The sequence below is a fragment of the Streptomyces sp. NPDC001544 genome (assembly GCF_042894285.1).
Classification (GTDB): Bacteria; Actinomycetota; Actinomycetes; order Streptomycetales; family Streptomycetaceae; genus Streptomyces.
Genome location: NZ_JBIAVN010000004.1, coordinates 1 through 18,770, shown reverse-complemented (window position 1 = coordinate 18,770; position 18,770 = coordinate 1). Strand labels below are relative to the sequence as shown.

Here is an 18,770-nt window from a genome sequence, read left to right as displayed (position 1 = left end):
TCGACACCGCACCCGCTGAACCGCACGCACCCCCCGGCCGGCCCCAGCCGCGTTCCGCCACGTCCCCGGCCCAGCGACCTCCCTCCACGGCGATCCCCGAGCAGCGGCAGCACTCCGGGACCCTCATCGGATCCGTGCAGCGCGCGATGCGCCTGCTGGAGACCGTCGCCGAGCACGAGTACGGCGCCCCCGCCAAGCAACTGGCCCGGGAGACCGGGCTCGCCCTTCCCACGGCGTACCACCTGCTGCGCACCCTGGTGCACGAGGGCTATCTGCGCCGCGACAAAGGGCTGTTCTTCCTCGGTGAGGCGGCCGAACGGCTGAGCAGCAGCGGAGCGAAGCAGAAACGTCGCAGCACGGTCGCCGACGCGCTCGCGCACTGCCGGGATGCCATCGGCGTACCGGTGTACTACGCCATGTACCGCGAGGGTGACGTCGAGGTCATGTGCGTCTCCGACACCCCCGGCAACCCGGCGGTCGAGGAGTGGGCCGACTTCCGGGAGACTGGGCATGCGCATGCCATCGGCCAGTGTCTGCTGTCCCAGCTCGACGAGGACGCCCGCCGGGACCATCTCGACCGTTATCCGGTGCAGTCCCTCACGCCGTACACGGTGCGCGACGGCCACACCCTGCTGCGGCGCCTGGAACGGGTCCGGCGCATGGAACCGGTGACGGAGCGGCAGGAGTACGCGCTGGGCACGGTCTGCGCCGCGATCCCGATCACCGTGGGCACCACCGCGGCCACGATGGCCATCTCCCTGCCGTCCCACCAGGCGGACCGGCTGCTGCCCGCTGCTCAGCAGCTGCAGAGGGAGGTCGGACGGCACCTGGGCTCGATCGCGATCTCTATCAGTATCTGAAAACTCACTCCTTGTGATCTACCGTGCACATTCAGCAAGATTTCACCAGGGTCAAAGGGGTCATTACCGGCCAGTCGGTGTCCTATGACGGGATGGGCGATGCGCGAGTCCGTACAGGCAGAAGTCATGATGAGCTTTCTCGTGTCCGAGGAGCTCTCCTTCCGCATCCCGGTGGAACTGCGGTACGAGACATGTGATCCCTATGCCGTGCGGCTGACCTTCCACCTTCCCGGTGACGCACCGGTGACCTGGGCCTTCGGACGTGAGCTGCTGATCGACGGAGTGGGCCGGCCCTGCGGCGACGGTGATGTGCGCATCGCGCCCGCCGGCTCCGAGGCGCTGGGAGAGGTCCTGATCCGGCTTCAGGTCGGGGCCGACCAAGCCCTGTTCCGCTCCTCCACCCCCCCGCTGGTGGCCTTCCTCGACCGTACGGACAAGCTGGTGCCGCTGGGCCAGGAGGGAGCGCTCGCCGACTTCGACGCCCACCTCGACGAAGCCCTGGACCGCATCCTCGCCGAGGAGCAGAGCGCCGGATGAAGCGTCATGGTCGGGGCGCCAGGTACTCCGGCGCGCCGCGTCGGCACGGAGCAGTAACGCTTCTCCGTACCAGGCCGGCCAGTTGAGCTCACCGCTTCCGGCGTCGGCCCCGGCCGCCGCGCACCGGAGCCGACGGGGCGACGGCGGCCGCCGCAGTCCCCCGCACCGGGCGGTCTGCCGCCACCACCAGCGCCGCGAGGGCGGTGGTGACCGGCACTGAAGCCACGAGGCCGATCGAGCCCACCAGCGTGCGCACGATCTCCTCCGCCACCAGCTCACTGTTGGCGACCGTGCCCACGCTGCTCTGCGCGATGGAGAACAACAGCAACAGCGGCAGCGCGGCACCCGCGTAGGCCAGCACGAGCGTGTTGACCACGGACGCGATGTGATCGCGGCCGATGCGGATGCCCGCGCGGTACAGCCCACGCCACCCCATCGCCGGATTCGCCTCGTGCAGCTCCCACACGGCCGAGGTCTGCGTCACCGTCACATCGTCCAGCACACCCAGTGACCCGATGATGACACCGGCGAGAAGAAGACCGCTCATGTCGATCGACGGATAAAGGCCGTGGATGAGGCCGGTGCTGTCATCGGTGTTGCCGGTCAGCGCGGCCCAGCCGATGAAGAGCTTGCCGAGAACGCCGATCAGCGACAGCGAGATCAACGTGCCGAGGACCGCCACGGACGTCCGGGCCGAGAGGCCGTGGCACATGTACAGCGCGATCAGCATGATGGCGCTGGAGCCGACCACCGCCACGGTCAGCGGATCCGACCCCTGCAGGATCGCGGGCACGATGAAGAAGTCGAGGACCAGGAAACTGATGGCCAGCGCGATCAGTGCCATGACACCGCGCATCCGCCCGACGACCACGACGGCGAGTGCGAAGATGCCCGCCAGCAGCGCCATCGGCATGCGCCGGTTGACGTCGGTGACCGAGTACTGCAGATCCTTCGGAGCCGAAGGCTCGTAGGCGGTCACGACCTTCTCGCCCTCGTGCAACTGCCGCGACTGGTCCGGCTGCACGATCTCGGTGAACGTGCGGCCCTCGTCCTTGCCGGTGTCGACCCGGACCGTCGCCTTCTTGCAGGTACCGCCCGCCTCCTGCTGCGCCGAACCGCCCCCGCCGGTCGAGGTGTCTCCGGCCACGGTGCCGCCGGAAGCGTTCACCGACTTGCAGCTGACCTCGACGACCCTGGTGACCGTGGCCTGCTGGGTCTGCCGGTCGAAGCCGACCCCGGTCCGCTTGTGGGGCGGGGCACCGCCGGGCCACAGAACCACGAGCCCGACCACGACCGCTGCGGTGAACGGGATCAGGACGGCGGCGATGACCTTGCGCAGATGCTTCGAGACGGGTGCGGCCGGTCCATGGCTGTGACTGTGTGAGTGCCCGCGTCCCTCACCGGTCGCATGCGTGTGCCCCGGCGGATGTCGAGACTCGTCGTGTGTCGTGGTCACCGCCCGATCATTGCAAGAAGGGCACGAGACGCACTGTTCACCGCGCCACACATGACGCTAGCGTGGAGGCACCTTTGCACACGCGGGAGCTCGGAGCACCGGGCTGAGAGGGCGCTGACCTCTGTCTTTGCGATGTTTCACGTGGAACGTCATTCAGCCAAGTGATGTTTCACAAGAAACACCGACGACGGAAGCCGCTGCGTCGACCGCCGAACCTGTTACCGGGTAATGCCGGCGTAGGGAGTAGGTCTCATGACCAACAAGGACGCACGCACGCCTGCCTCCACGCAGATCTCCGACGACCAGGAGGCCGGGAAGTCCATCGGCTGGCACAAGGGGTATGTCGAGGGATCACGCCCCGACCTGCGCGTGCCGGTCCGTCAGGTGCACCTCACCAACGGGCAGTCGGTCACGTTGTACGACACCTCTGGCCCGTACACCGATCCACTCGTCGAAACCGACGTCCGCAGGGGCCTGCCGCCGCTGCGGGAGAACTGGATCATCGCCCGTGGCGACACCGAGGAGTACGCGGGCCGTCCAGCCCGCCCCGAGGACGACGGGATCAAGCACACCTCGCCACGGGGCGGCCTGCGCAACCTCGACGCGGTCTTCCCCGGACGGCCCCGCCAGCCGCGCAGGGGCCGCGACAGCAAGGCGGTCACGCAGCTCGCCTACGCCCGTCGCGGCGAGATCACACCCGAAATGGAGTTCGTGGCCCTGAGGGAGAACGTTTCCCCAGAGGTCGTCCGTGAGGAGATCGCGGCGGGTCGGGCCGTGCTGCCCGCGAACGTCAACCACCCGGAAACAGAGCCGATGATCATCGGCAAGCGGTTCCTGGTGAAGGTCAACGCCAACATCGGCAACTCGGCGGTGACCTCCTCCATCGAGGAAGAGGTCGAGAAGATGACCTGGGCGACCCGCTGGGGTGCCGACACGGTCATGGACCTGTCCACCGGCCGCAACATCCACACCACGCGCGAATGGGTGCTGCGCAACTCCCCCGTTCCGATCGGCACGGTGCCGCTCTATCAGGCGCTGGAGAAGGTCGACGGCCGCGCCGAGGAACTGACCTGGGAGATCTACAAGGACACGGTCATAGAACAGGCCGAGCAAGGCGTGGACTACATGACCGTCCACGCCGGTGTGCGCCTGGCATACGTGCCGCTGACCGCGAACCGCAAGACCGGGATCGTCTCGCGCGGCGGCTCGATCATGGCGGCGTGGTGCCTGGCGCACCACAAGGAGTCGTTCCTGTACGAGAACTTCGAGGAGCTCTGCGAGATCCTCGCCGCCTACGACGTCACATACTCGCTGGGCGACGGCCTCCGGCCGGGATCGATCGCGGACGCCAATGACGAGGCGCAGTTCGCGGAACTGCGAACTCTCGGGGAACTCAACCGGGTTGCCAAGCGTTTCAACGTACAGACCATGATCGAGGGCCCGGGCCACGTCCCGATGCACAAGATCAAGGAGAACATCGACCTTCAGCAGGAGATCTGCGATGAAGCTCCGTTCTATACGCTCGGCCCGCTGACCACGGACGTCGCACCGGCGTACGACCACATCACCTCCGGCATCGGTGCCGCGATGATCGCCTGGTGGGGCACGGCGATGCTCTGCTACGTCACGCCCAAGGAGCACCTGGGCCTGCCCAACCGTGACGACGTCAAGACCGGCGTCATCACCTACAAGATCGCCGCCCATGCAGCCGACCTCGCCAAGGGCCATCCGGACGCGCAGGAGTGGGACGACGCGCTGTCCGACGCCCGCTTCGAGTTCCGGTGGGAGGACCAGTTCAACCTCGCCCTGGATCCGGACACGGCACGGGAGTTCCACGACGAGACGCTTCCGGCCGAGCCCGCCAAGACGGCCCACTTCTGTTCCATGTGCGGTCCGAAGTTCTGCAGCATGAAGATCAGCCAAAGCATCACCGAGCGGTTCGGCGGTGCGGCGGCCGAGGGGGCGTCGGCGGAGGAGGTCGCTGAGGGGATGCTCCAGAAGTCGAAGGAGTTCGCGGCGAGCGGGAACCGCGTGTACCTGCCGATCGCGGACTGAACCCGGACAACGGGCGGTCCGTGCCACCGAACGCCCCGGAGCGGGCCGGGAGCACGGACCGCCGCCTTCCTGCAGTGCAGCTTCGCCGTCAACGTCGCGGTGGTCACGGCCGACGACATGCTGGTGGTGAGCCGGCGCGGTGAACGGGTGCGGATGGCTCCGGGGGTGTGGAACTCATCCGTCGACGAAGGGCTTTCCCGCCACATCGGCTCCTCGGGGCGCAGCGCACCCGATCCGCACGCCGTGGCGTGCCGAGGCATGCGGGAGGAACTCTCACTGGAGCCCCAGGAGTACGCGCTGGAACTCCTGGCGTTCGTGCTGGACACGAACAAGCGGCACGGGAGCGGTCATTTCCACACACGGCTGAAGGAGCTCCCGGGCGTGCCCCGTCTGGCTTGCGCCCCCGCCGGGGGCGCAAGCCGGGGGTCATTCCGGCTGGTGCTCCGGGCCGCCGAACTCCGGGCTCGTGTAGTCCGGGCTGGTGAAACTCGGGCGCGAGCCCGGGGCGGTGCCGTCGTCGGGACTGCTGAACCCCGGACGGTCGTAGCCGAGCCGGGGCATGCGCCCGGTCGGCGCCGGCGGGGTCATGCGGTGCAGCGCGGCTGTGCCGGGGTCGGCGAGCGCCTCCTGCAGGAAGGGCACGATGCCGCGCTCCAGCAGCGCCTCGCGCCAGGCCTGCCTGGCCCGGTCCACCGCCTCGGTCGCCTCGGTGTGGGGTCCGCTCTCGAGCGAGGGGTTGTTGCGCAGAGCGGTGAGCAGCAGCCCGACGGCGGCGACCAGGATCGCGGCGGCCGCCATGGCGCCGAACACCCACCCCGTGGTGATCATGGTCTGGGCGAAGGCCGGTGCCGGGTCGAGCATCCTCAGGATGTAGCCGACCAGCAGGAAGATCGCCGCGGCGGTGCCGGCGAGGACGGGTGTGAGGACCGCTACGACGGCGACGGCGCCCGCGCCGTTGGTCTCCGCGACCTCGCCGAGGGAGGCGGCGAGTGTCATCGGGTCCGTGCCCGGTTCCGCGGGTTCGGGCGCGGTGACGGAGGTCGCGGCGGCCGGGGCCGGCCGTCGCAGTTCCTCGCGGACCTTCACGTAGTGCTGGTACTCGGTCGCCGCGGCCGCCGTGATGAGTGCCGAGGCGTTGAGCGCCATGGTGCGCAGCTGTTCCGGGTTGAGCCGCTGACCGACAGCGGCCAGTTCCGGGCGGTGTGGTGCGGAGCGCAGCGCCTCATCGAGGATCCGCTCGTATTCCTGGCGGTCCTCGTTCAGCAGGTGCTGCGGAACGCTGTTCATCTGCATCCCCCGATGCTCCGTAGGGCTTGGGGCTCGCACGTCGACGAGCCGTCGGGCAGAAACGGAGGGGAGCCTGCTACGGATAAGCCGATGGTAGAGCCGCGACGGCGCGCGGTGACAGGGGGTTGCCGGAAATTGGGTGTCTGCCTGCGTTTACGTCGCCGGTGGGACGTCTGCCCGGCGAACGCTCAGGAAGGCGGGGGAAGTTGCTGGACCAGCAGCTTTCCGGCCATGGTCACTCCGCCGTCCATCGCGATGGCCAGTCCGTCGGCGTAGACATGGGGTCCCTCGACCACGGGGCCGCTGTCCTCGTCCTCCTCCTCGGAGCCGACCTCGCCCAGGAGGTAGGGGATGGGGCTGTGGCCGTGAACGATGCGGGTGCCGCCGTACGTATCCAGAAGGGAACGCACTGCTTCGGCGCCGCCCTCGCGGAAGGAGAAGCGCTTGGTGAACTTGCGGAAGAGGTCCCAGACTTCGTCCGCGTCGTTGCGCGTGAGGGTCTCGCGGACGGTGTCGTTGACCGCTTCGATGGAGTCGCCGTAGTCGAGGTAGGCGGTGGTGTCGGAGTGCACGAGCAGGTAGCCGTCGACCTCCTCGACGGCGTCCAGGCGGGCCATCCACTGCAGATGGTGGTCCTGGAGGCGGTCCATGTCGGTCTTCTGGCCGCCGTTGAGCAGCCAGGCCGCCTGGAAGGTGGCGGTGCCGGCACCGGAGTTGACGGGGGTGTCGCCGAACCGCTTGGCGCCGAGCAGCAGCAGCTCGTGGTTGCCCATGAGCGCCTTGCAGTAGCCGCCGGCCGCGGCGGCCTCGGCGGACAGCCGCATCACCAGGTCGATGACGCCGATGCCGTCGGGGCCGCGGTCGGTGAAGTCGCCGAGGAACCACAGCCGGGCGGTGCCCGCGCACCACTGGCCGGCGGCGTCGATCAGCCCCTGCTCCCGGAGGGCGGCGAGCAGCTCGTCGAGGTAGCCGTGCACGTCGCCGACGACGTACAGCGGGCCGGGGCCGGTGCTGGGCTGCGCGGTCGGTGCGGGTGCCGGTTGCGGGGTGGCCTGGTGGGTGTCGCCCCGGTTGATGACGGGCAGGTCGCGCTCGGTGGGCGTGTACCCGTCGGGGTACGCCTCCTCGGCGGCCGGGACGGTGTCGCCGGGGTGGGTGCTGTGGGCGTACGGACCGGTCTCGTGGATGTACGCGGGCACCCGGAAGTCGCGCAACGTCGCCGTGCGCTCCACCTCGGGTCCCTGACCGGCCCCCTGAGTCATCAGACCCCTCCACCATCGCGCCGCATCTGCACCGCATCGGACTGCCTGGTCGCAGCGGCCCGCGGTGTCGTGGGCCCATCATAGGAATGCGGATCGCGCCATGTGATGACCCAGGGGTGGTGAATCGGAGCAAGACGCCAGTTCACCGCGGCTTTCGCCCCGTTTGGGCAGGGGTTAGGCCGCCTGCTGACTCCGGTGCCGACCGTCTGCCGCCCCCCTCGGGCCTCGTGGACGCGTCCCGGGACGCTCCCCTCCCACGCCCGGCCGGGTCGGCCGTCAGCTTCTCTCCGGGGTGCGCGGCGGGCTGACGGTCGTGCGGGGCGGCCGGCGCTGGGAGGAGGTGCGCACGATCAGCTCGGTGGGTATCACCTGTTCCACCGGGTGGTCCGACTCCACGCCTTCGATGGCGTCGATGAGCAGCTGGACCACCGCCGTGCCGATGCGGCGGGGCTTGAGCGAGAGCGTCGTGACGGGCGGCTCGGTGTTGGCGTACACGGCCGATTCGCTGCAGCAGACCAGCAGCAGGTCGTCCGGGACGCGCAGGCCGTAGCGGCGGGCGGCGGCCAGTAAGTCGGTGCCGTTCGGGTCGAACAGTCCGTAGACGGCGTCCGGCCGGTCGGGCCGGGCGAGCAGCCGGTCTGCGGCGACGGCGCCCGCGCAGGGGTCGTGGGCCGGGTATGCCTCGTACACCGGGTCCTGGCCGACCCGCTCGCACCAGCGCAGGTAGGCGGTGGTCGACAGGTGGGTGTAGGTGTCCGTGGTCGTACCGGTGAGCAGACCGATCCGGCGGGCGCCGGCGGCGGCGAGATGGTCGAGGATGTCGAGGACCGCGGCCTCGTGGTCGTTGTCGACCCAGGCGGTGACCGGCAGGGACCCGGCCGGGCGGCCGTCCGAGACGACCGGCAGACCCTGTCTGACCAGCTCGCTGACCACGGGGTCCTGGTCGGAGGGGTCGATGACGACCGTGCCGTCCAGGGCGACGTTCGACCAGACGTCGTGGCGGGAGGTGGCGGGCAGGATCACCAGGGCGTAGCCGCGGGCGAGCGCGGCCGAGGTGGCGGCGCGGGCCATCTCGGCGAAGTACGCGAACTCGGTGAAGGTGAAAGGTTCATCCCCGTAGGTCGTCACGGTCAGGCCGATCAGACCGGACTTGCCGGTGCGGAGTGTGCGGGCGGCGGCCGAGGGGCGGTATCCCAGCCGGTCGGCGACCTCGCGGACGTGGCGGCGGGTGGCGTCCGGGAGCCGGCCCTTGCCGTTGAGGGCGTCGGAGACGGTCGTGATGGAGACCCCGGCGGCGGCGGCAACGTCTCTGATGCCCGCCCGGCCCGACCGGCTGCCTCGCCGTGAGGTTTCCGCGCGGCTCACCTGGTGCTTCCCTGCTGCTGTCATGGCGAGCCGATAGTAGGGCTCAGGTGGTGGGGTAGTGCGGACGCATATGCACGCCTCGGCAGGCACGTTTCTGCATGGCTAAAGCGGGTCAAGTTCCTTAGAAATAAAGGTAGTTGAACGTTATAGAGGCAGGACTTGACTTGTGGGCGGGCACAGGCCTGCCAAATGTCCGATGTTTCGAAGAGGTCTCAACTCACCTTCACGGGTGACGCGCGCCAGGGCGTGAGTTACCGGCGCATAGATATATGTACAGGGCGCCCCCCGATACGTATCCCTTCGTACGGTGATGCCCGTGATGCCCCTGGTGCTGCTGGGCCCGATGGGATCGTCGAGCAGCTCGTAGCAGGTCTTCGCTCAGCTGTACGCAGAGGCGTCGAATCCTCATAAGGTGAGCAGTATTGGAAGCGGGCGGCGCCGACGGTCCGCCGGTGGATGCGAGGAGGACTGCGGTGAGCGAGACGAGCCCCAAGCTGCGCGCCGAGCTGGAGGGTATCCCCACCTACAAGCCGGGGCGCAGTGTCCGATCTGCGGCTGCCGCCGAGGGCGCCGCGGCCGGCGGACCGGTCGCCTACAAGCTGTCCTCCAACGAGAACCCCTACCCGCCGCTGCCCGGGGTGATGGAGACCGTGACGGCGGCGGCCTGCTCCTTCAACCGCTACCCGGACATGGCGTGCAGCGGCCTGATGGACGAGCTGTCGGACCGCTTCGGCGTGCCGCTCTCCCATCTGGCCACCGGTACCGGCTCCGTGGGCGTCGCCCAGCAGCTGATCCAGGCCACCAGCGGACCGGGCGACGAGGTCGTCTACGCCTGGCGGTCCTTCGAGGCGTACCCGATCATCACGCAGATCAGCGGTGCGCGGGCGGTGCAGGTACCGCTCACGCCGGGCGACGTGCACGATCTGGACGCGATGGCGGACGCGATCACCGACCGGACCCGCCTGGTCTTCGTCTGCAATCCCAACAACCCCACCGGCACGGTCGTCCGGCGGGCCGAGCTGGAACGCTTCCTCGACCGGGTGCCCCGGGACGTGCTGGTGGTGCTCGACGAGGCGTACCGGGAGTTCGTGCGGGATCCGGAGGTACCCGACGGCGTCGAGTTCTACCGGAAGCGGCCGAACGTCTGCGTCCTGCGGACCTTCTCCAAGGCCTACGGCCTCGCCGGGCTGCGCGTCGGCTTCGCGATCGCCCATGAGCCGGTGGCGGCGGCACTGCGCAAGACGGCGGTCCCCTTCGGTGTGAGCCAGCTCGCGCAGGAGGCGGCGATCGCCTCGCTGCGCGCCGAGGACGAGCTGCTGGGCCGGGTCGGCTCGCTGGTGTGCGAGCGCACACGCGTGGCCGACACGCTGCGTGCCCAGGGCTGGACGGTGCCCGAGACCCAGGCCAACTTCGTGTGGCTGCGGCTGGGGGAGCGCACGGCCGCGTTCGCGGAGGCCTGTGAGCGGCACGGCGTCGTGATCCGGCCGTTCCCCGGCGAGGGCGTGCGGGTGACCGTCGGGGAGACCGAGGCGAACGACATCTTCCTGAAGGCCGCGGAGGAGTTCCGCAAGGAGCTCTGACCAGTGATCCCTTGCCCGCGCGGAGACATCCCGCGCGGGCAAGGGGCCGGCCGGATCCTGCCTGACGGGGCCGGTCGGCCCGGACCAGGGCCCCCCTCCTCTCCGGTGCCGAACGGGTATGCGGCATAATGGCTTGTGAATGTGAACGCATTCACAAGCTCGCGTTCTCAAGCCCGTGGAGTAAGGAGGCCGGTGACGTGGACCTGGCTTTGGCGCCGGAGACGCTGGCGCGCTGGCAGTTCGGCATCACCACCGTCTACCACTTCCTGTTCGTCCCCCTGACGATCTCCCTGGCCGCCCTCACGGCCGGGCTGCAGACCGCGTGGGTGCGCACGGAGAAGGAGAAGTACCTCAGGGCGACGAAGTTCTGGGGCAAGCTGTTCCTGATCAACATCGCGATGGGAGTCGTCACCGGCATCGTGCAGGAGTTCCAGTTCGGCATGAACTGGTCGGACTACTCGCGCTTCGTCGGCGACATCTTCGGCGCCCCGCTCGCCTTCGAGGCCCTGATCGCGTTCTTCTTCGAGTCCACCTTCATAGGTCTGTGGATCTTCGGCTGGGACAAACTGCCCAAGAAGATCCACCTGGCCTGCATCTGGATGGTCTCGATCGGCACGATCCTGTCCGCGTACTTCATCCTCGCGGCCAACTCATGGATGCAGCACCCCGTCGGCTACCGGATCAACAAGGCGAAGGGGCGCGCGGAACTAACCGACTTCTGGGCGGTACTGACCCAGAACACCGCGCTCAGCCAGGCTTTCCACACCCTCTCCGCGGCCTTCCTGACCGGCGGCGCCTTCATGGTCGGCATCGCCGCCTTCCACCTGTCCCGCAAGAAGCACATACGGGAGATGAAGACCTCCCTGCGGCTCGGCCTGGTCACTGTCGTCATCGCGGGCCTGCTCACCGCGGTCAGCGGCGACGTTCTCGGCAAGGTGATGTTCAAGCAGCAGCCGATGAAGATGGCGGCGGCCGAGGCACTGTGGGACGGCGAGAAGCCGGCCCCGTTCTCGATCTTCGCCTACGGAGACGTCGACAAGGGCCACAACACCGTGGCCATCGAGGTACCCGGCCTGCTGTCCTTCCTCGCCAACGACGACTTCAGCTCGTACGTGCCCGGCATCAACGACGTCGACAAGGCCGAGCAGCAGAAGTTCGGCCCCGGTGACTACCGGCCCAACATCCCCGTCGCCTTCTGGGGCTTCCGCTGGATGATCGGTTTCGGCATGGCGTCCTTCGCCATCGGGCTGGCCGGGCTGTGGCTGACCCGCAAGAAGTTCCTGCTGCCGCAGCACCTGCGGGTGGGCGACGACGAGGTGCCGCATCTCGTCCTGCTCCCGGGCAAGGCGCTCGGCCCCAAGCTCACCGCCTGGTACTGGCGGATCGCGATCTGGACGCTGGCCTTCCCGCTGATCGCCAACTCCTGGGGATGGATCTTCACCGAGACGGGCCGCCAGCCCTGGGCCGTCTACGGCGTCCTGCAGACCCGCCAGGCGGTCTCCCCCGGTGTCTCCCAGGGTGAGGTCCTCACCTCGCTGATCGTCTTCACCGCGCTGTACGCCGTCCTCGCCGTCGTCGAGGTCAGGCTGCTCGTGAAGTACGTGAAGGCCGGCCCGCCCGAACTCACCGAGGCCGACCTCAACCCGCCCACGAAGATCGGCGGCGACACCCGTGACGCCGACAAGCCGATGGCCTTCTCCTACTAGGCATCGGGCCAAGGGAGCTGCACAGTCATGGAACTTCACGACGTCTGGTTCGTGCTCATCGCCGTCCTGTGGACCGGCTACTTCTTCCTCGAGGGCTTCGACTTCGGGGTCGGTATCCTCACCAAGCTGCTCGCCCGTGACCGGCCCGAGCGGCGTGTGCTGATCAACACCATCGGTCCCGTCTGGGACGGGAACGAGGTGTGGCTGCTCACGGCGGGCGGCGTGACCTTCGCCGCCTTCCCCGAGTGGTACGCCACCCTGTTCTCCGGCTTCTACCTGCCGCTGCTGGTCATCCTGGTCTGCCTGATCGTCCGGGGCGTCGCCTTCGAGTACCGCGCGAAGCGACCCGAGGAGAACTGGCAGCGCAACTGGGAGACCGCGATCTTCTGGACCTCCCTGATCCCGGCCTTCCTGTGGGGCGTGGCCTTCGGCAACATCGTGCGGGGCGTGAAGATCGACCAGCACTTCGAGTACACCGGCAACCTCCTGGACCTGCTGAACCCCTACGCGCTGCTCGGCGGACTGGTCACCCTGACCCTGTTCACCTTCCACGGCGCGGTGTTCACGGCCCTCAAGACCGTCGGGGACATCCGGGTGCGGGCGCGGAAGACAGCCCTGTGGGTCGGTCTTGTCACCGCCGTGCTGGCTTCGTCCTTCCTGCTGTGGACGCAGGCCCACAGCGGGGACGGCAAGAGCCTGGTCGCCCTGGTCGTGGCGGTCGTGGCACTGGTCGCGGCGCTCGCGGCCAACCAGAGGGGACGAGAAGGCTGGTCGTTCGCACTGTCCGGACTCACCATCGTGGCCGCGGTGGCGATGCTCTTCCTGTCGCTCTTCCCGAACGTCATGCCGTCGACGCTCAACGAGGAGTGGAGCCTCACCGTCACCAACGCCTCGTCCAGCCCCTACACCCTGAAGATCATGACCTGGTGCGCGGCGATCGCCACGCCGATCGTGATGCTGTACCAGGGGTGGACGTACTGGGTGTTCCGGAAGCGGATCGGGACCCAGCACATCGCTGAAGCAGTGCACTGAGGTGTGTTTCACGTGAAACCGATCGACCCGCGTCTCCTTCGGTACGCCCGCGCGACCCGGCGCTTCCTGATGGCCGTCGTCGGCCTGGGGGCAGTCGGGGCGGGACTGGTCATCGCCCAGGCCATGCTGATCGCCGAAGTGGTGGTCGGAGCGTTCCAGCACGGCCGAACGGCCGGTGAACTGCGTACTCCGCTGATCCTGCTGGCGGCCGTGGCGGTAGGCCGGGCGCTGGTCTCCTGGCTCACCGAGCTGGCCGCGCACCGGGCCGGTGCGGCGGTGAAGTCGGAGCTGCGGGAGCGGCTCCTCGAGCGGGCGTCAGCGCTCGGTCCCGGGTGGCTGAGCGGGCAGCGGACCGGCTCGCTGGTGACGCTGGCGACGCGGGGCGTCGATGCCCTGGACGACTACTTCTCGCGCTATCTGCCGCAGTTGGGGCTCGCGGTGGCCGTCCCGGCGGCGGTGCTGGCGCGGATCGTCACCGAGGACTGGGTGTCGGCGGCGATCATCGTCGGTACGCTGCCGCTGATCCCGCTCTTCATGGTGCTGATCGGCTGGGCCACCCAGTCCCGCATGGACCGGCAGTGGCGGCTGTTGTCCCGGCTGTCGGGGCACTTCCTGGACGTCGTGGCCGGGCTGCCCACACTGAAGGTGTTCGGGCGGGCCAAGGCACAGGCCGAGTCCATCCGGCGCATCACCGGTGAGTACCGGCAGGCGACCATGCGGACCCTGCGGATCGCCTTCATCTCCTCCTTCGCGCTGGAACTGCTCGCCACGCTCTCCGTCGCGCTGGTCGCCGTGACCATCGGCATGCGGCTGGTCCACGGCGACATGGACCTCTACACCGGTCTGCTCGTCCTGGTGCTGGCGCCCGAGGCGTATCTGCCGCTGCGCCAGGTCGGGGCGCAGTACCACGCGGCGGCGGAGGGGCTCGCGGCGGCCGAGGACGTCTTCGCCGTGCTGGAGACGCCTGTGCCGGCGTCCGGGACCGGTGAACTGCTGGCGGCTGCCATGGGCCTGGAGATGGCCTTCGAGGGGGTGACCGTCCGCTATCCGGGACGGTCCGGGGACGCTGTGACGGGCGTGTCCTTCACGGTCGGCCCCGGGGAGACCGTGGCGCTGGTCGGGCCGAGCGGTGCGGGCAAGTCGACGCTGCTGAACGTGCTGCTGGGGTTCGTGCGGCCGGACGCCGGCCGGGTGCGGATCGGGGGAGTCGATCTGGCCGACCTCGATCCCGCACAGTGGCGGTCGCGGATCGCGTGGGTGCCGCAGCGGCCCCACCTGTACGCCGGGACGATCGCGGAGAACGTGCGGCTGGCCCGGCCCGGGGCGGACGACGAGTCGGTACGGCGTGCGCTGCGGGACGCGGGCGCGCTGGAGTTCGTGGAGGCGCTGCCCGAGGGCACCGCGACGATGCTGGGCGAGGACGGGGCCGGGCTGTCCGCCGGTCAGCGCCAGCGGCTGGCGCTCGCCCGGGCCTTCCTCGCCGACCGGCCGGTGCTGCTGCTGGACGAGCCGACGGCCGCGCTGGACGGGGCGACCGAGGCCGAGGTGGTGGCGGCGGTGCGACGGCTGGCGGTGGGCCGGACCGTGCTGCTGGTGGTGCACCGGCCGGCCTTGCTGGGGGTGGCGGACCGGGTGGTGCGGCTGGCCCAGGCCGAGTCGCCGGTCGCCGGGGCGTCCGGGGCGTGGGAAGTGGCCGATGCGGGCGTCGGGGCGCGGGAGGTGGTCGCTGCGGGCGTCGGGACGCCGGGGGCCGACGAGAGGGCGACCGGGGCAGCGGTCACCGAGGACGCGCCGGTCACCGGAACCGTCGCGGCCCGAGCCGGGACGGACCGCGCGGCCTCCTCCGCCGACGTCCTCAGCCGGACCCGCGCCCTCGCCGGGCCCCGGCGCGCACGGCTCGCGCTGGCCCTGTTGCTCGGCTGCCTGGCTCTGGGCAGTGCCGTGGGACTGATGGCCACCTCGGGTTGGCTCATCTCCCGGGCCTCGCAGCAGCCGCCCGTGCTGTATCTGATGGTGGCCGTCACGGCGACGCGGGCTTTCGGGATCGCACGGGCCGTGTTCCGCTACGCGGAGCGGCTGGTGTCGCACGACGCGGTGCTGCGGATGCTGGCCGACACCCGGGTCGCCGTGTACCGGCGGCTGGAGCGGCTGGCGCCCGCAGGGCTGCTGCGGACCCGCCGGGGCGACCTGCTGACCCGGCTGGTCGCCGATGTGGACGCGCTCCAGGACTACTGGCTGCGCTGGCTGCTGCCCGCCGGTACCGCGGTGGCCGTCTCCGCCGCCTGTGTCGGCTTCACCGCGTGGCTGCTGCCCGCGGCCGGGGCCGCCCTCGCGGCGGGACTGCTGGCCGCCGGGGCCGGGGTGCCGCTGCTGACCGGTGCCGTGGCCCGGCGTGCCGAGCGGCGGCTGGCGCCCGCCCGGGGAGTGCTCGCCACCCGGGTGACCGACCTGCTGACCGGCACCGCCGAGCTGACGGTCGCGGGCGCCCTGCCCGCCCGGGCGGAGGAGGCGCGGCGGGCCGACGGCACGCTCACCCGGATCGCCAGGCGGGCCGCCCTCGCCACCGCGCTCGGCGACGGGCTCACCGCGCTGTGCACCGGCCTGACCGTCACCGTCACCGCCCTGCTGGGCGCCCAGGCGGTCACCGCGGGCCGGTTGAGCGGCGTGGCGATGGCCGTGGTCGTCCTCACTCCGCTGGCCGCCTTCGAGGCGGTACTGGGCATGCCGCTCGCCGTGCGGTACCGGCAGCGGGTGCGCCGGAGCGCGGAGCGCGTGTACGAGGTCCTGGACGCCCCCGAGCCCGTGCGGGAGCCCGAGCGGCCCCGGCAGGCGCCCGCATCGCCGTTCCCCGTCGTCCTCAAGGGGCTTGCCGCCCGTCACCCGGGAGCGGACCGGGACGCGTTCACCGGGCTGGACCTGACGCTCGACCGGGGGCGGCGGGTGGCCGTCGTCGGACCGTCCGGGTCCGGGAAGACGAGCCTCGCCCAGGTGCTGCTGAGGTTCCTCGACCCGCGGGCGGGCTCCTGCACGCTGGCCGGTGTCGACGCCCGCGCGCTCGACGGCGACGACGTGCGGCGGCTGATCGGGCTGTGCGCGCAGGACGCCCACCTCTTCGACAGCTCCGTGCGCGAGAACCTGCTGCTGGCCAGGAAGGGCGCCGCCGAGGACGAACTGCGGGACGCGCTCGCTCGGGCCCGGCTGCTCGACTGGGCGGACGGACTGCCCCACGGACTGGACACGCTCGTCGGTGAGCACGGGGCGCGGCTGTCCGGCGGGCAGCGGCAGCGGCTGGCGCTGGCCCGTGCGCTGCTGGCCGACTTCCCGGTGCTGGTCCTCGACGAGCCCGCGGAGCACCTGGACCTGCCGACGGCCGACGCGCTCACCGCGGATCTGCTGGCCGCCACCGAGGGCCGGACGACGCTGCTCATCACCCACCGGCTGGCCGGCCTGGAGGCGGTGGACGAGGTGATCGTGCTGGACGGCGGCCGCGTGGTGCAGCGCGGGCCGTACACGGAACTGGCCGCCGTGGAGGGGCCGCTGCGTGCCATGGCGGAACGGGAGGCGGCGGCGGAGTCGCCGGCCGGCGCCCGCTGACGTGGGCGCCGCCGCTCGCTACGGCCTCCCCGCCAGCAGGCGCTCGATGACGACCGCGACCCCGTCGTCGTTGTTGGCGATCGTCTGTCCCGAGGCGGCCGCCACGACGGCCGGATGGGCGTTGCCCATGGCGTAGGACCGGCCGGCCCAGGTCAGCATCTCCACGTCGTTGGGCATGTCGCCGAAGGCGACGACCTCCTCGTGCGAGATCCCGCGCTCGGCGCAGCACAGGGCGAGGGTGCTGGCCTTGGAGACACCGGGGCCGCTGATCTCCAGCAGGGCGCTGGGGCTGGAGCGGGTGACGGTGGCCCGGTCGCCGATGGCGAGGCGGGCGGCGGTGAGGAAGGCGTCGGGGTCCAGCGTGGGGTGGTAGGCGAGGATCTTCAGGATCGGTTCGTCGGGGGCGGCTCCGTCCGGGGCCAGCAGTGCCTCCGCGGGCGCGAGGTCGTCCGGTATCTCCATGTGCAGCTTCGGATAGTCCGGCTCCTGGTGGAAGCCGTACGTCTGCTCGACGGCGTACACGGTGCCGGGGGCCGCGTCGCGCAGCAGCCGTACGGCGTCGAGCGCGTTGGGCCTCGCGAGCTCGCGCACCTTCACGAACCGGTGGGCGCCGGGGCCGCCGTGCAGGTCGACCACGGCGGCGCCGTTGCCGCAGATCGCCAGGCCGTGGCCGTGCACGTGGTCGCTGACGACGTCCATCCAGCGGGCGGGGCGGCCGGTGACGAAGAAGACCTCGACGCCCGCCTCCTCGGCGGCGGCCAGCGCGGCGACGGTGCGGGGAGAGACCGACTTGTCGTCGCGCAGCAGCGTGCCGTCGAGGTCGGTGGCGATCAGCCGTGGCGGGACGCTGCGGGCCGGGGTCTCGGGCTGTCGAGTCGCTGAGGTCACCCGGCCATTGTCGCGCATATGCCAGCACGGCCGTGCGGGACTTCGCACGGATGAGTCACGGCCGGTTCACGGACCGCACTCGGGCCGGTCAGCGCAGCTGCGTCGGAGCCTCCATGGCGATCTGCTCGAAGACCTTGTCGTCGGCGGCGAAGTCCGAGTCGGGAATGGGCCAGTGGACCACGATCTCGGTGAAGCCGAGCTCCCGGTGGCGGCCCGCGAAGTCCACGAAGGCGTCCAGGGACTGCAGCGGGCGGCCGCGGTCCGGGGTGAAGCCGGTGAGCAGGATCTTGTCGATCCCGGTCACGTCCCGGCCGATCGCGGCGCAGGCGTCGGTGAGCTTGGCGACCTGACCGCGCAGCGCCTCGACCGACTGCTCCGGGGTGCCGTTCTCGTACAGCTTGGGATCACCGGTGGTCACCCATGCCTGTCCGTACCGTGCGGCGAGCCGCAGGCCGCGCGGGCCGGTCGCGGCCACCGCGAAGGGCAGCCGGGGACGCTGCACACAGCCGGGTATGTTGCGGGCCTCGTGCGCCGAGTAGTGCTCGCCCCGGTACGACACGCCCTCCGGGCCGTCCTCGGTCAGCAGCCGGTCCAGCAGCGGAACGAACTCGGCGAACCGGTCGGCCCGCTCGCGCGGGGCCCAGGGCTCCTGGCCCAGAGCGGTGGCGTCGAAGCCGGTGCCGCCCGCGCCGATGCCCAGGGTGACCCGGCCGCCGGAGATGTCGTCCAGGGAGATCAGTTCCTTGGCCAGCGTCACCGGGTGCCGGAAGTTCGGTGAGGTGACCAGCGTGCCGAGGCGGAGCCGGTCGGTGACGGACGCGGCGGCGGTCAGCGTCGGTATCGCGCCGAACCAGGGGCCGTCACGGAAGCTGCGCCAGGACAGGTGGTCGTAGGTGTATCCCGTGTGGAAGCCCAGTTCCTCGGCCCGCGTCCAGGCCGAACGGCCGCCCTCGCTCCAGCGGCGGTACGGAAGGATCACGGTGCTCAGACGCAGACTCATGCCCCCGAGACTAGGGCCTGTCCGGCGGATCAGGTCGCAGGGCACGGGCGGTTCCTCATCGGCGCTGGTGAGCGGGGCGAATGGGGGTGCCCCCGCGCGAGCTCATTCGAGCGTGGGGGAGCGTCCGGCTGCAAGGCGGAGGAGGGCG

At 70.5% G+C, this 18,770-nt stretch carries 13 protein-coding genes and 1 riboswitch; of the genes, 7 read left to right on the top strand and 6 right to left on the bottom strand.

Annotated features, from left to right (window positions below; all coding sequences use genetic code 11):
- Window positions 1-134 precede the first annotated feature (134 nt).
- Window positions 135-860 (top strand): IclR family transcriptional regulator, encoded by a 726-nt coding sequence (locus tag ACFY0F_RS12865; RefSeq protein WP_388792463.1) that lies wholly within the window; start codon window positions 135-137, stop codon window positions 858-860.
- 99 nt (window positions 861-959) lie between these two features.
- Complete coding sequence (locus ACFY0F_RS12860; protein WP_388792461.1) at window positions 960-1,397, top strand: SsgA family sporulation/cell division regulator; 438 nt, start codon at window positions 960-962, stop codon at window positions 1,395-1,397.
- 88 nt (window positions 1,398-1,485) lie between these two features.
- Here the strand turns inward: ACFY0F_RS12860 and ACFY0F_RS12855 are convergent, their stop codons facing one another.
- On the bottom strand, window positions 1,486-2,853 hold the full coding sequence (locus tag ACFY0F_RS12855) for a YibE/F family protein (protein WP_388792459.1): 1,368 nt from the start codon (window positions 2,851-2,853) through the stop codon (window positions 1,486-1,488).
- A 72-nt stretch (window positions 2,854-2,925) separates the two neighbouring features.
- Window positions 2,926-3,113: riboswitch (TPP riboswitch) on the top strand.
- On the opposite strand from ACFY0F_RS12855, the gene thiC reads away from it, so the two are divergent.
- Window positions 3,106-4,908, top strand: a complete 1,803-nt coding sequence (gene thiC / locus ACFY0F_RS12850) for a phosphomethylpyrimidine synthase ThiC (RefSeq protein WP_388792457.1) — start codon at window positions 3,106-3,108, stop codon at window positions 4,906-4,908. Its footprint overlaps the riboswitch before it by 8 nt.
- Window positions 4,909-5,334: 426 nt before the next feature.
- Here the strand turns inward: thiC and ACFY0F_RS12845 are convergent, their stop codons facing one another.
- From ACFY0F_RS12845 to ACFY0F_RS12835, 3 genes are all read right to left on the bottom strand, one after another.
- Window positions 5,335-6,201, bottom strand: a complete 867-nt coding sequence (locus ACFY0F_RS12845) for a hypothetical protein (protein WP_388792456.1) — start codon at window positions 6,199-6,201, stop codon at window positions 5,335-5,337.
- 182 nt (window positions 6,202-6,383) lie between these two features.
- Entirely contained in the window at window positions 6,384-7,457 is a 1,074-nt protein-coding gene (locus tag ACFY0F_RS12840) for a metallophosphoesterase family protein (RefSeq protein WP_388792454.1), read from the bottom strand.
- 276 nt (window positions 7,458-7,733) lie between these two features.
- Entirely contained in the window at window positions 7,734-8,846 is a 1,113-nt protein-coding gene (locus ACFY0F_RS12835; RefSeq protein ID WP_388792452.1) for a LacI family DNA-binding transcriptional regulator, read from the bottom strand.
- A gap of 449 nt (window positions 8,847-9,295) precedes the next feature.
- Here ACFY0F_RS12835 and hisC point away from each other — a divergent pair, with 449 nt between their 5' ends.
- The 4 genes from hisC to cydD all read left to right on the top strand — a co-directional run bounded on the left by hisC (window position 9,296) and on the right by cydD (window position 16,734).
- On the top strand, window positions 9,296-10,402 hold the full coding sequence (gene hisC / locus ACFY0F_RS12830) for a histidinol-phosphate transaminase (protein WP_388792450.1): 1,107 nt from the start codon (window positions 9,296-9,298) through the stop codon (window positions 10,400-10,402).
- Window positions 10,403-10,599: 197 nt separating this feature from the next.
- Window positions 10,600-12,108: a cytochrome ubiquinol oxidase subunit I gene (locus tag ACFY0F_RS12825; RefSeq protein WP_388792448.1), complete on the top strand. Its 1,509-nt coding sequence runs from the start codon at window positions 10,600-10,602 to the stop codon at window positions 12,106-12,108.
- A 27-nt stretch (window positions 12,109-12,135) separates the two neighbouring features.
- On the top strand, window positions 12,136-13,140 hold the full coding sequence (gene cydB / locus ACFY0F_RS12820) for a cytochrome d ubiquinol oxidase subunit II (RefSeq protein ID WP_388792446.1): 1,005 nt from the start codon (window positions 12,136-12,138) through the stop codon (window positions 13,138-13,140).
- A 12-nt stretch (window positions 13,141-13,152) separates the two neighbouring features.
- Complete coding sequence (gene cydD, locus ACFY0F_RS12815; RefSeq protein ID WP_388792444.1) at window positions 13,153-16,734, top strand: thiol reductant ABC exporter subunit CydD; 3,582 nt, start codon at window positions 13,153-13,155, stop codon at window positions 16,732-16,734.
- An 18-nt stretch (window positions 16,735-16,752) separates the two neighbouring features.
- Here cydD and ACFY0F_RS12810 read toward each other — a convergent pair whose 3' ends face one another.
- Both ACFY0F_RS12810 and ACFY0F_RS12805 read right to left on the bottom strand, forming a co-directional pair.
- The gene (locus ACFY0F_RS12810; protein ID WP_388792442.1) at window positions 16,753-17,640 is read right to left on the bottom strand and encodes an HAD hydrolase family protein; all 888 of its coding nucleotides are present in this window, start codon (window positions 17,638-17,640) and stop codon (window positions 16,753-16,755) included.
- A gap of 70 nt (window positions 17,641-17,710) precedes the next feature.
- Window positions 17,711-18,622, bottom strand: a complete 912-nt coding sequence (locus ACFY0F_RS12805; RefSeq protein ID WP_388792440.1) for an LLM class flavin-dependent oxidoreductase — start codon at window positions 18,620-18,622, stop codon at window positions 17,711-17,713.
- Window positions 18,623-18,770: the final 148 nt, after the last annotated feature.